The organism is Streptomyces sp. NPDC054887 (genome assembly GCF_053610585.1).
Genome location: NZ_JBSGYQ010000115.1, coordinates 1 through 11,859, shown reverse-complemented (window position 1 = coordinate 11,859; position 11,859 = coordinate 1). Strand labels below are relative to the sequence as shown.

The 11,859-nt window shown below is 70.8% G+C and carries 11 protein-coding genes and 1 pseudogene; 9 read left to right on the top strand and 3 right to left on the bottom strand.

The annotated features are described in order from the left end of the window. Nucleotides 1-94: 94 nt before the first annotated feature. The gene (locus tag ACWGH0_RS33850; RefSeq protein ID WP_453408104.1) at nt 95-256 is read right to left on the bottom strand and encodes a hypothetical protein; all 162 of its coding nucleotides are present in this window, start codon (nt 254-256) and stop codon (nt 95-97) included. Nucleotides 257-753: 497 nt separating this feature from the next. On the opposite strand from ACWGH0_RS33850, the gene ACWGH0_RS33845 reads away from it, so the two are divergent. Continuing rightward, nucleotides 754-1,977, top strand: a complete 1,224-nt coding sequence (locus ACWGH0_RS33845) for a PP2C family protein-serine/threonine phosphatase (RefSeq protein ID WP_453408103.1) — start codon at nt 754-756, stop codon at nt 1,975-1,977. A gap of 274 nt (nt 1,978-2,251) precedes the next feature. Here the strand turns inward: ACWGH0_RS33845 and ACWGH0_RS33840 are convergent, their stop codons facing one another. After that, complete coding sequence (locus tag ACWGH0_RS33840; RefSeq protein WP_453408102.1) at nt 2,252-2,611, bottom strand: hypothetical protein; 360 nt, start codon at nt 2,609-2,611, stop codon at nt 2,252-2,254. 221 nt (nt 2,612-2,832) lie between these two features. Here ACWGH0_RS33840 and ACWGH0_RS33835 point away from each other — a divergent pair, with 221 nt between their 5' ends. The 5 genes from ACWGH0_RS33835 to ACWGH0_RS33815 all read left to right on the top strand — a co-directional run bounded on the left by ACWGH0_RS33835 (nt 2,833) and on the right by ACWGH0_RS33815 (nt 6,474). Further along, nucleotides 2,833-3,210, top strand: a complete 378-nt coding sequence (locus tag ACWGH0_RS33835) for a hypothetical protein (protein WP_453408101.1) — start codon at nt 2,833-2,835, stop codon at nt 3,208-3,210. A gap of 160 nt (nt 3,211-3,370) precedes the next feature. Further along, nucleotides 3,371-4,045 carry a DUF6766 family protein gene (locus ACWGH0_RS33830; RefSeq protein WP_453408105.1) on the top strand — a complete coding sequence of 225 codons (675 nt, stop codon included), beginning with the start codon at nt 3,371-3,373 and terminating at the stop codon, nt 4,043-4,045. Nucleotides 4,046-4,212: 167 nt separating this feature from the next. Further along, complete coding sequence (locus ACWGH0_RS33825) at nt 4,213-4,539, top strand: plasmid stabilization protein (RefSeq protein WP_453408100.1); 327 nt, start codon at nt 4,213-4,215, stop codon at nt 4,537-4,539. A 90-nt stretch (nt 4,540-4,629) separates the two neighbouring features. Further along, nucleotides 4,630-5,439 (top strand): SDR family NAD(P)-dependent oxidoreductase, encoded by an 810-nt coding sequence (locus tag ACWGH0_RS33820; RefSeq protein WP_453408099.1) that lies wholly within the window; start codon nt 4,630-4,632, stop codon nt 5,437-5,439. A gap of 393 nt (nt 5,440-5,832) precedes the next feature. Then, complete coding sequence (locus tag ACWGH0_RS33815; RefSeq protein ID WP_453408098.1) at nt 5,833-6,474, top strand: hypothetical protein; 642 nt, start codon at nt 5,833-5,835, stop codon at nt 6,472-6,474. A gap of 20 nt (nt 6,475-6,494) precedes the next feature. Here ACWGH0_RS33815 and ACWGH0_RS33810 read toward each other — a convergent pair whose 3' ends face one another. After that, nucleotides 6,495-8,381: an ABC transporter ATP-binding protein gene (locus ACWGH0_RS33810; RefSeq protein WP_453408097.1), complete on the bottom strand. Its 1,887-nt coding sequence runs from the start codon at nt 8,379-8,381 to the stop codon at nt 6,495-6,497. A gap of 253 nt (nt 8,382-8,634) precedes the next feature. On the opposite strand from ACWGH0_RS33810, the gene ACWGH0_RS33805 reads away from it, so the two are divergent. From ACWGH0_RS33805 to ACWGH0_RS33795, 3 genes and pseudogenes are all read left to right on the top strand, one after another. Then, nucleotides 8,635-9,975, top strand: a complete 1,341-nt coding sequence (locus ACWGH0_RS33805) for a S1 family peptidase (RefSeq protein ID WP_453408096.1) — start codon at nt 8,635-8,637, stop codon at nt 9,973-9,975. A gap of 269 nt (nt 9,976-10,244) precedes the next feature. Beyond that, nucleotides 10,245-11,045 carry an SGNH/GDSL hydrolase family protein gene (locus tag ACWGH0_RS33800; RefSeq protein ID WP_453408095.1) on the top strand — a complete coding sequence of 267 codons (801 nt, stop codon included), beginning with the start codon at nt 10,245-10,247 and terminating at the stop codon, nt 11,043-11,045. Nucleotides 11,046-11,279: 234 nt separating this feature from the next. Then, nucleotides 11,280-11,733 (top strand): annotated as a pseudogene (locus ACWGH0_RS33795) (hypothetical protein). The last annotated feature ends 126 nt before the right edge of the window (nt 11,734-11,859 follow it).

Genomic DNA, 11,859 nt, shown 5'->3' with positions numbered 1-11,859 from the left:
AACACAGGCGCCGCCTTGCGCCGGGTGCTCCTCTCGCGCCCGCGCGAGCCCCCGGCTGCCGCCGGCGCGGGCACGTCCCACCGGACGGGTGGGGCTACTGGTCCTCGAAGTCCTCGCGGTTCACGCCGGCCTCTTCCATCGCTTCGCGGATGGTGCGGCCGGACCCGCCCGCGTCCTGCTTCTGGGCCTCCTGGGTGTCGTTGACGACCTCGTCGGTGGACGTGGTCTTCGGCCGGTTCTCTTCGGGCACGGTCACGGGGGATCCTTCCTGTGTGATGTGGTGTGCCGCAGCGTGCGAGACGCCCGGCCGCAGGCCGGAGGTCTTCCCCCGGGCTCCCGTACGACAAGAAGCCGGCGCCGCGGCACGCGTCCCAGGTAACCGTCGACGGGTTCCGCAAACCTGTATGACCTGCGGTGACAGGGCTGACACCAGCTGCTCCGGGCGGGGCGTCGAGCGCGCGACCGGTGAGCTGCCCGCAGTCGAGCGGGCGGTGTCTGCGCGTGTCGCCGGTGGGACGGGGCCCGGGGGCCGCGACATCCGGCGGTCGCCCGCGATGCCGGGCAAGCGCCGCAACACGCCACATCCCCGGGCGCCCGGGTCGTAGGCTGGGTTCGACACTCGCCTGGGCTTCTCGTTTTCGTCTGCCGAGCAACAGGTCCCGTGGCCCGGTACTACGGAGGCCGACAGGCGGACGCGGGCCGTCCCTGTCCGACAGGTTGACCGGCATGGCTTCGCTAGAGGATTCGGCCCGCATGCTCCATGGCCTGCTGCGGGCCAGCCACCTGTCCGCGTTCGAGGAGCTCCCCGCCCTGATCGCCCGGCACGCCATGCAGGCGGGTCTGCACCGGGCGCGGTTCTTCGTGGCGGACGTCCAGGAAGTGGTGCTGCGGGAAGCCACCGGTCGCGGCATCGACGCAGGGGAGGGCGGGCAGGAACTGCGGATCGACGCCACGTTGCCGGGTCGGGTCTTCACCAGCGGCCAACCGCACTCCGCCACCGCCGACGGCCGGTCGCAGCACTGGTTGCCGGTGCTCGACGGTACGGAACGCCTCGGTGTCCTGGGCGTCGAGACCGGTGACGACCCGGACGAGCAGACCCGGGCGGTGATGGAGGACCTGGCGTCCCTCCTGGGCATGCTGCTGGTGTCCAAACGGCACCACAGCGACTCCCACGCCCGTCTCACCCGCATCAGCCCCATGTCGGTCTCCGCGGAGATGCAGTGGACGCTCATGCCGCCGCGCACCTTCTCGAACAGGCGGGTGACGATCGCCGCGGCGATGGAGCCCGCCTACGCCACCGCGGGCGACGCCTTCGACTACGCCCTGGCCGGCGACACGGCCCACCTGGCGGTCTTCGACGCCATGGGCCACGACACGTCCGCCGGGCTGACCGCCAACCTCGCCATGGCCACCTGCCGCAATCAGCGCCGACGGGGCAACGGTCTCGCCGAAGCACGTGACGCCATCGAGGCGACCCTGCTGGAGCAGTTCGCGCACAGCCGGTACGCGACCGCCGTCCTGGCCGACCTCGACCTCACCAGCGGTGTGCTGACCTGGATCAACTGCGGTCACCACCCACCCGTCCTCATCCGCGGCCGGCGCTGGACGACCCACCTCGGCTGCACCCCGACCCACCCGGTGGGCACCGGCCTCGGCCTGCCCGTGACGCTGTGCCGCGAGCAGCTGGAACCGGGCGACCAGCTGCTGCTGTACACCGACGGCATCATCGAAGCGCGCGACGCCAGGGGGCACGAGTTCGGCCGCGACCGGTTCGTCGACTTCGTGATCCGCCACCAGGCCGACGGCCTCGCCGCCCCCGAAACGCTGCGCCGCCTGGTGCGCGCCGTACTGGAACATCACGACGGGCACCTGAACGACGACGCCACCGTCCTGCTGTGCGAATGGCACGGCGGAACCGAGGCGGCCCCGCCCGTCCCGGACGGGGCCATGCCGGAAAGGCCGACCGGCGACGGCTGACAGCAGCAACACGCGCCTCCACGACCACGCGTGCCCTCGGGACCCATGGGTACCTGAGGCATCGGAATTACCGTCGGGACATGGCCGATGCAGGGCTGGTTGCGCGAGTTCGAGGAGCTGGGTCTCGTGGCGTACGGACGCCGGACCGGCACCTGGCTGAGACCGCCCGCGGCGGGGCGGTGACCCGCACCGCCCCGCCGTGACACGTACGTCGACGGGCGGGGCGGCGGCCGGCCGTCGTGTCCGCCGCTGCCCCGCTCCAGGCGTCTCCCCGTCAGGCTGCCGCGGTGTCCGCGGTCAGGGCCGTCGTGATGGCGGTGTCGGTGCGGGCGTGGATGACCGGCCGGCTGCCCTCGGTGTGGGCGTTGCTCTCCAGCAGGCGGCGGGCCGCCGCGCTGTGGGTGGCGATGGACATCAGGATGCCGAGGTGACCGCACATGCGGTGGGCGCGGAGCACCGCGCTGACGGCGGCGGGGCCCGCCGCCCCGTCGTCGAGGACGATGACGACGGGCCTGGAGCGGTGGGCGTGCACGAGCTCGCTGATCGTCTCGGACACCGCGGCCCGTCCGCTGATGCCGGGGTCACGGAGCACCGTGATGACAAGGACGCCCTGCTCGATCGTGTGGGACAGCATCACAGTCTCCCATTCCTGTGCCGCCGGTGGACTTGCTCGGCCGTACTTGAGGTGCCCCGAACAGGTCTGGGCATGCGTCCTACTGGGTCAATGCACGCGTGTGATCGTGCACTGCGGGGTACTCGTGGCCCATGGCACACCGGGGTCGTGGTTCACCGGCACGGACATGGTTCAGCGCCCAGTCGCGACGTGGACGCCGCTGGCCCCTGGGGCTGGCCGCCGTGTCCCTCGTCGGCGCCCTGGCCGGCTGCGGCGGGTCGGCGGACGAACGCGAGGACCGTGCCGCAATTGCCGTGCAGCGCTTCGAAGATGCTCTGAGCAGTGACGACGCACGCGCGTTGTGCGCCGCGCTGGCCCCCGGGACACGCAGTGAACTGGAGGACTCGCAGGAGCGGCCGTGCGTCGAGGTCATCACGGACCAGGACCTCCCCGAAGCGGGCGAACGGCGTTCGATCGACGTGTACGGACGCCAGGCGCGCGTCGTGGCCGAGGGCGACACACTCTTCCTCTCCCAGTTCGGGGCGGGGTGGAAGGTCGTCGCGGCCGGATGCCGGCCGGAGGCCGGACGGCCCTACCAGTGCACGGTCAAGGGCGGGTGAGCGGTGATGCGGACGATGTTCCTGCTGTGTCTGGCCGTCGTACTCGGCGGCCTCGCGTACTTCACCGCGATCGGACTGATGCAGCGATGAGCGCCCGTGTACCGACCAGCCAGGGGCCCCCGCCGGCACACGCCCGGCCGGAGAAAGGGGCGGGCGGATGATGCGCCGCTTCCTGCGTGACAACAGTCTGACGCTGGCCTTCGGTGTCGCGTTCCTGCTGGCCCTCGCGGGGCAGGCCGTCGCCGGACACGCCGAGTTCAACAATCAGCTGGCGGCCGACGACCTGGAGCAGGTGAGCTTCGCGGCCTATCTGGCGTCCTCGGACTTCGCCGTGGACGTGACGGAGAACTGGCAGTCCGAGTACCTGCAGTTCTTCCTCTACATCTTCGCCACCGTGTGGCTGCTGCAACGCGGTTCACCGGAGTCCAAGGAACCGCGGCAGATCGGCACCGAATCCGACGAGGACCAGAAGACCGGCGAACACGCCACGGCCGACTCGCCCCGGTGGGCCGCCGACACCGGCTGGCGCGGGACGGTGTTCTCCCGCTCGCTCGGACTGGTGATGGGTTCGCTGTTCCTCCTGTCCTGGCTAGCCCAGTCGATCGCCGGCACGGCCGCGTACAACGAGGAGCAGCTGCGCCGGTTGCAGGCGCCGGTGGGATGGGGGCAGTACGTGTCCTCCGCGGACTTCTGGAGCCGCACCCTGCAGAACTGGCAGTCCGAGCTGCTGGCCGTGGCCTCCATGGCCATCCTGTCCGTCTACCTCCGCCAGCGCGGGTCCCCCGAGTCCAAGCCCGTCGGCGCGTCCCACGAGGACACCGGCATCGAGGGCTGACGGCCGCTGCGGCACCCGGTCCGCGGAGCGGGGTCGACGCCGTACGCGCCCGTGCGGTGCTCTCACATCGCGAGCGGCCGGTTTTGCGCGCGAGGCAGGGGTAGCCGTACATGTGCCGCAGGCCGTGAGACCCGGCGGCCCGCCCACGACGAGAAAGGGAGAGTGCGATGCCCGCAGGATCCAGCCCCAAGCGTGAGCGCCAGTACGAGCACATCAAGGAAGGCGCCGAGAAACGCGGCACCGGCGAGAAGCGGGCGAAGGAGATCGCCGCCCGTACGGTCAACAAGGAACGGGCCCGCTCGGGAGAGTCGAAGTCCGCGAGCAAGACGTCCACGCGTGACCCGAAATCCGCTTCCGAGCGCGGCGGACAGCGTTCACACAGCGGCTCCGGAGGGCCGACCAGGGACCAGCTGTACACGGAGGCGAAGAAGAAGAACGTCGAAGGCCGGTCCTCGATGACCAAGCAGCAGCTCAGCAAGGCACTGGGTCGCTGACCAGGAGCCCCCGGTCGCGACGGCCGGCGAGCCGTACCGCGTCGCGGGGGCTGCCCCGCCGTCCTGACGCATACCGGAAAGAGACTTCGTATGAGCGACGACAAGCCTCTCGCCCTGGTCACGGGCGCCTCCAGCGGCATCGGGTTCGAACTCGCCAGGCAGTTGGCCGAGCGCGGCTTCGATCTCGTCATCAACGCCGAGGACGACGCACGACTCCAGGAGGTGGCGCAGCACATCCGGGCGTCGGGGGTGCGGGTGACGGTGGTCCAGGCCGATCTGCGCGTCTACGAGGAGACCGAGGCCCTGTTCACGGCGGCCACCACGCTGGGCCGGCCGCTCGACGTCGTCGTCCTGAACGCGGGCGTGGGGCGGGGCGGCGCGTTCGCGGACACCGACCTGGCGGACGAACTGGAAGTCGTCGACCTCAACGTCCGTTCGACGGTGCACCTGGCCAAGCGCGTCGTCCGCGACATGGTCGTACGGGACGCCGGCCGTATCCTCGTCACCTCCTCGATCGCCTCGACGATGCCAGGCTCCTTCCAGGCGGTCTACAACGCCTCGAAGTCGTTCCTGCAGTCCTTCACCGAAGCACTGCAGAACGAATTGAAGGACACCCGCGTCACGTTGACCTCCCTGATGCCCGGGCCGACCGAGACCGACTTCTTCCACCGCGCCGACATGGACGACACGAAGGTGGGCCGGCAGGACAAGGACGACCCCGCCCAGGTCGCGCAGCAGGGCCTGGACGCCCTCTTCGCGGGCAAGGACAAAGTTGTCGCCGGTTCCCTCAAGACCAAGGCACAAGGGCTGGCCAACAAGGTGCTGCCCGACACGGCGAAGGCCCAGGCGCACCGGCGGATGGCCGAGCCGGGATCCGGCGAGCGCGAGAACACCGACTGAGAGTCCGTGGCGGTCCGCCCCGCGGCCGCTGTCCGTCCACCGGCCCGGCCGCGGCCGAGGAGGCTCGGCCGAGTGGCGGAGCCGGTGGGTCTTCCTTCCGCGGCCATGGGCACCGGGCGACCGGCTGAGACCCCCGCAGGTCGTTCATGTGGGCGGACGGGTGTCCGGAGGTCGGCCGGCCGTGCCCGCGCATCCGGGCGAGGGCTCCGGGCCGCGACAGCCGCCACCCCGGCAGGGAAGTGCGTGGTCTGTTTCCGCATCAGGCAACAGCCTGATCCCGGCCTGGTGACGAACCAGATCCAGCCACTGACCCCCGGCACCGCCCCGCGCTAGGTTGACGCCAGACTTCGACGGCGTCCCGCGAACGACGCCTTGCCAGAGGGAGAGAACACCATGCGCCGAGGCGGCGGAATCACCGAGGCACACAGACGGCCGCTGACCGTCCTGACCCTCTGCGCGACCCTGGCCCTGACGGGCTGCACGGCGGACAACGGAGCCCCGCCCAAGGCCGCCGACGGGACGCCTTCCGCCTCGGCCACCCCCGCCACCCCCGATGCCGGCGCCAAGACCCCGACGGGCACCGCGCCGGCCGCGAAGCCCTCCACGCCCGCCAAGCCCACGCCGGCCGGCGGCCCGGCCACCGTGCCGACCGGGGGCAAGACCGAGCCGCCCGCCGCCGACGTCACCTGTGACCACAAGATGCCCATCTCTCCGGACGAGATCGCCGTCTACCGCTACACCCCCGAGGGGGGCTTCCACAGCCTCGTCGTCAAGCACGGCAACTGGGGCTGCGGTGCGCCCGACACCGACGGAGCCCCGTTCGAGACAGTCGGTGTGAAGACCTTCATCCCTGTCGCGGACGACGCGAAGGTCACGGCCGTCACACCGATCGTCGAGAGCACCGAGAACAAGAAGATCTCCCTGCAGCAACTGATCGACTGGCTCGTCGCCCACCCCGACGAGGGACTCGTGTTCCGTTACCACCTCGGTCCCGGCGACAAGATCGACACCTTGGACCAGGTCTTCACCCCCTGACTCCCGCTCACCGCACGCGCCTAACCCGCCGGGGCCGCTGCCACGCCCGGGCGTTCGAACTGGGTGCGGTACAACTCCTGGTAGCGGCCGCCCACCGCCAGCAGTTCGGTGTGCGTGCCGCGTTCGACGATCCGGCCGTCCTCGACGACCAGGATCAGGTCGGCGGCCCGTACGGTCGACAGGCGGTGGGCGATCACCACGGCGGTCCGCCCCTGGAGCGCCTCGCCCAGTGCCTCCTGCACGGCCGCCTCCGACGTGGAGTCGAGGTGCGCGGTCGCCTCGTCGAGAATGACGACGCGCTGGCCGGCCAACAGCAGGCGGGCGATGGTCAGGCGCTGTCGCTCGCCGCCGGAGAGCCGGTAGCCGCGTTCGCCCACGACGGTGTCCAGGCCGTCGGGGAGCGAGGCCACGAGACCGTCCAGACGCGAACGGCGCAGGGCGTCCCAGATGTCGTCCTCCGTGGCGTCGGGGCGGGCGAGGAGCAGGTTGGCGCGTACGGATTCGTGGAAGAGGTGGCCGTCCTGGGTGACCATGCCGACGGTTTCGCGGATCGAGTCGGCGGACAGGTCGCGTACGTCGGTGCCGCCCAGCCGCACGGACCCCGAGTCGGCGTCGTACAGGCGCGGCAGGAGCTGCGCGATCGTGGACTTGCCCGCGCCGGAGGAGCCGACGATGGCCACCATGTGGCCGGGCTCGGCGCGGAACGAGACGTCGTGCAGGACCTCGGTTCCGCCGCGCGAGTCCAGCGTCGCGACCTCCTCCAGCGAGGCGAGGGAGACCTTGTCCGCCGACGGGTAGCCGAACGAGACCCGGTCGAACTCCACTGACACGGGCCCGTCCGGTACCCGCCGGGCGTCCGGCTTCTCCGCGATCAGCGGGCGCAGGTCCAGGATCTCGAAGACCCGGTCGAAGCTCACCAGGGCGCTCATCACCTCGACCCGGGCGCCGGCGAGTGCGGTCAGCGGGGCGTAGAGACGGGTGAGGAGCAGGGCGAGGGCTACGACGGCGCCGGGGTCGAGGCTGCCGCGCAGGGCGTAGAAGCCGCCGAGTCCGTAGACGAGGGCGAGCGCCAGCGCGGAGACCAGGGTGAGGGCGGTGACAAACGTGGACTGCGCCATGGCGGTACGGATGCCGATGTCGCGCACTCGGCGGGCGCGCGCGGCGAATTCGGCGGACTCGTCGGCCGGCCGGCCGAACAGCTTGACGAGGGTGGCGCCGGGGGCGGAGAAGCGTTCGGTCATCCGGGTGCCCATGGCCGCGTTGTGGTGGGCGGCCTCGCGCTGGAGCGCCGCCATGCGGGCGCCCGTCCGGCGGGCGGGTACGACGAACACCGGCAGCAGGACGAGGGCGAGCAGGGTGATCTGCCACGAGATGCTGAGCATGACGGCGAGGGTCAGCAGGAGGGTGACGAGGTTGGACACGACCCCGGAGAGTGTGTTGCTAAAAGCACGCTGGGCGCCGATGACGTCGTTGTTGAGCCGGCTGACGAGCGCACCGGTCCGGGTACGGGTGAAGAAGGCGACCGGCATCTGCTGGACGTGATCGAAGACCGCCGTGCGCAGATCGAGGATCAGCCCCTCCCCGAGGGTGGCCGACAGCCGGCGGGTCAGCAGACCCAGCCCCGCCTCGGCCACGGCGATGACCGCGATGAGCAGGGCCAGGCCCGTGACCGTTCCCTCTTCACGCCCCCGGACGATCGCGTCGACCACGCTGCCCGCGAGCACCGGCGTGGCCACCGCGAGGAGGGCGGTCACCACACTGAGCAGCAGGAAGCGGTACAGCTGCCGGCGATGCGGCCGGGCGAACCGGGCGATGCGGCGCAGGGTGGTCCGGGAGACGGGCCTGCGGTCCTGACTGGCGTTGATCGCGTTGTGCAGCGATGTCCAAGCTGTGACTTCCATGTCCATGAGCGCGACGCTAGGACCTCAAGCGGACTTGAGGTCAACTCGCTCGGGGCCGGTGCTCCCGTCCCCCACGCCGGTGCGACGCGGCGGGCGCACTCCGTCCCCTTCGCCGTCGGGACCGTCGCGTGACGAAGCATCTCCGACGGAATGCGCACGTGCGGTGAGAACAACACGCGCCTCGTGCGTATCAAGAGGCGGACGCGTCCCCCGGCTGCCCATCGGCAATCGGCTCCGTACCCCTACAGGAGGCGGCGAGTTGAGTCACAGGCGAATAACCAAGCGAAAGGCCGTTCTGGCGGGAGCGGGTGCGGTCGGCATTGCCGCGGCCGCCGTTCTGCTGCCCCAGGCCTACGCCGGGCAGGAGGGGGCCGGAACCGACGCGTCGGCCCCCCGGAAGATGAGCGCGGCTTCAGCTGCGGAGCTGCTCCGGCAACTGGGCGGGCAGCTCGGTGAGTCCTACGGCGGCGCGTACTACGACGCGGGCAAACAGCAGCTCGTCGTGAACGTCGTGGGCGACGACAACACGATCGAAGTGCAGGTCAAGAAGGCCGGCGCGGTGCCGAGAAGTGTCGACAACAGTGCGAGCGAGCTGAACGCGGCCAAGAGCACGCTGTCCCGCAAGGCCGCCGTCCCGGGCACGTCCTGGGCCATCGACCCCAAGAACAACCAGGTCCTCGTCACGGCCGACCGAACCGTCACCGGCGAGCGCTGGGACAAGCTCGAGTCGGCGGTGCGGAACCTCGGTCCGGGTATGGCGCGGATAGAGAAGTCCGGGGGCGAGTTCAGGACGTTCCTCGAAGGCGGCGACGCCATCTTCGGCGGCGGAGCGCGCTGCTCGCTCGGCTTCAACGTGACCACGCAGGACGGCAGTCCGGGATTCCTGACCGCGGGACACTGCGGTGTGGCGGCCGAGCAGTGGTCGGAGCAGGCCGGAGGCGGGCCGATCGGCACGGTCCGGGAAGCGGTGTTCCCAGGCGCGGGCGACTTCGCGCTCGTGACGTACGACGACCCCGCCACCGAGGCTCCGAGCGAGGTCGACACCGGCGACGGACAGAGGGTGGCGATCGACCGGGCCGCCGACGCGGCCGTGGGCCAGAACGTCATACGGATGGGCAGTACGACCGGGCTCAGCGATGGCCAGGTCACCGGCCTCGACGCGACGGTGAACTATCCGGAGGGCACGGTGACGGGCCTCGTCCAGACGAACGTGTGCGCCGAGCCGGGGGACAGCGGCGGCGCGCTCTTCACGGCGGACGGCAGCGCGATCGGCCTCACGTCCGGCGGCAGCGGTGACTGCACGGCGGGAGGTGAGACGTTCTTCCAGCCGGTCACCACGGCACTCGCGGCGGTGGGCGCCCGTATCGGTGCCGGCGCGGGCGGCGACGACGTTGCGAACGGAGCCCAGCAGAACGGCGGAGCGGGGGGTGACGCGGATGCCGGCGCCGATCCCGGTGCCGAGGACGGCGGTGACGTCGCGGACAGTGCCGGAGCGGACGGCGGCGAGGACACCGGGGCGGACGCCGGCGTCCCGGGCGGAGGCGGGGCGGAGGACGCCGGCGGCGGACTCGGCGATGCCGGTGGCGGCCTGGACAACTGAGGCGACCCGGCCTGCGGCGCGGTAGAAGTCGGCGCCAGTAGCGCTCCGCGGTGCGGGACGAAGGATCAGCGGCGGTCGAACACTGTCCGCAGCGACGGGAGGTGACGTCGCTGCGGACAGTCCCGCGCTCCGTCGGTGACCGAGCACTCCTCGGCGGAGCGATCAGAAACAAACCGTTTCACGCGCCTATCGCGAGTGCTCCGATCACTGCTACAAGTGTGACGCTTCAACAACTCCTGTTCACCGCAATACTCCGGGAAGAAGTTGTCATGTACTTGTCTAGACTGAGGTGGGTTTTACCCGTCCTGCTGGCGGTGGCCGCCGCCCTCGGAACCGGCGGGCACGCCGCTGCCGCCACGGCGGCCGAGGAACGCTACGTCGCACTCGGCGACTCCTACTCCTCGGGAGTGGGCGCCGGAAGCTACCTGTCCGACAGCGGCAGCTGCCAACGCAGCAGCAGGGCCTACCCGTCCCTGTGGGCGGCGGCCAACGCCCCGGCGTCGTTCTCTTTCACCGCCTGTTCGGGAGCCACGACCAGCACGGTGAAAAGCAGTCAGCTGACCCCGCTCACCAGCTCCACGACGCTGGTCAGCGTCACCGCCGGCGGAAACGACGTCGGTTTCGCGAACGTCATGCAGACCTGCGTCCTGCAAAGCGAGACAACCTGCGTCAACGCGGTGAACAGTGCGATCACCCAGGTCAACAGCACTCTGCCCGGAAGCCTCTCGTCCCTCTACAGCACCATCCGCAGTAGGGCGCCCCAGGCTCATGTCGTCGTACTGGGCTACCCGCGCTTCTACCGGCTGAGCGGCAGCTGCATCGCCGGCCTGAGCGAAACCGAGCGCGCGGCGATCAACCGGGGCAGCGACGCCCTCAACGGCATGCTCGCGAAGCAGGCCGCCGACGCGGGATTCTCGTACTCCAGCGTCGTGGACGAGTTCACCAACCACGAGATCTGCTCGGGCGACGCCTGGTTGCACAGCCTCTCGGTGCCCGTCTCCAACAGCTACCACCCCACCGCCACGGGTCACTCCGGCGGATACCTGCCGGCCTTCCGGTCCGCCGTCTGAACTCCTCCGGCCCGCAGCTGCCAAAGGCCCTCCGCGCCCGGAAGTCGACGCGGGTAGACCACGCGACACCTCGGTACAGCGCCGCCCCCGTCCGGCGAGATCCGCACCAGGAGGAAGCCCATGAAGTCTCCACAGCTCCTTTCCCCACAGCTCACCACCGGCAGCCGGGCCACAGGCCGCCCCCGCCGAAGCACGGTACGTGTGGTGCTGACCGCCCTCACGCTCGTACTCGGCGTGCTTTTCGCACCGGGCGTGGGTGTCCTCGGCGGTACGACCGAGGCACATGCGGTCACCAAGATCAGCCACTCGACGGCCACCTCGATGTTCCGCGGCTCCGGCATCACCTGGTCCTCGTCGGGCGGCTGCTCCGACCGCAACAACTCCACCTGCACCTCCTTCGAGCAGCTCAACCTCGCGACCGCCCAGGGCGCCCAGACCCTCAAGAGCGCCAGTGGCTGCGCCCTCAACATCACCGGCGGCACCGAGGCCGGCCACGCCTCCGGCACGTACTCGCACTGGAACGGCTACAAGCTCGACTTCATGCCTCGGAAACTACGTGAAGAACACCTTCACCTACATCGGTGTGCGGGGTGACGGCGCCCCGCAGTGGAAATCCGGCGCCGGCAACGTCTACGCCGACGAGGGCAACCACTGGGACGTCACGTTCTACAACTGCGGCGGCTGCTGATCCGGAGCCTGCCGCGAAACGGGGTGTGGTCCGCCTGCGCCCCCCGCGCGGCGGACCACACCCGCCCCCCGGGGCCGCCCGGGGGGCGCGGGGTGGGGGGGGGCGGGGGGCGGGGGCCCGACGGGA

Bases quoted from the DNA above. Each gene is read 5' to 3' on its own strand.
- ACWGH0_RS33845 (WP_453408103.1), top strand. From the start codon at position 754: ATGCTCCATGGCCTGCTGCGGGCCAGCCACCTGTCCGCGTTCGAGGAG.
- ACWGH0_RS33840 (WP_453408102.1), bottom strand. From the start codon at position 2,611: ATGCTGTCCCACACGATCGAGCAGGGCGTCCTTGTCATCACGGTGCTC.
- ACWGH0_RS33830 (WP_453408105.1), top strand. From the start codon at position 3,371: ATGCGCCGCTTCCTGCGTGACAACAGTCTGACGCTGGCCTTCGGTGTC.
- ACWGH0_RS33825 (WP_453408100.1), top strand. From the start codon at position 4,213: ATGCCCGCAGGATCCAGCCCCAAGCGTGAGCGCCAGTACGAGCACATC.
- ACWGH0_RS33820 (WP_453408099.1), top strand. From the start codon at position 4,630: ATGAGCGACGACAAGCCTCTCGCCCTGGTCACGGGCGCCTCCAGCGGC.
- ACWGH0_RS33815 (WP_453408098.1), top strand. From the start codon at position 5,833: ATGCGCCGAGGCGGCGGAATCACCGAGGCACACAGACGGCCGCTGACC.
- ACWGH0_RS33810 (WP_453408097.1), bottom strand. From the start codon at position 8,381: ATGGACATGGAAGTCACAGCTTGGACATCGCTGCACAACGCGATCAAC.
- ACWGH0_RS33800 (WP_453408095.1), top strand. From the start codon at position 10,245: ATGTACTTGTCTAGACTGAGGTGGGTTTTACCCGTCCTGCTGGCGGTG.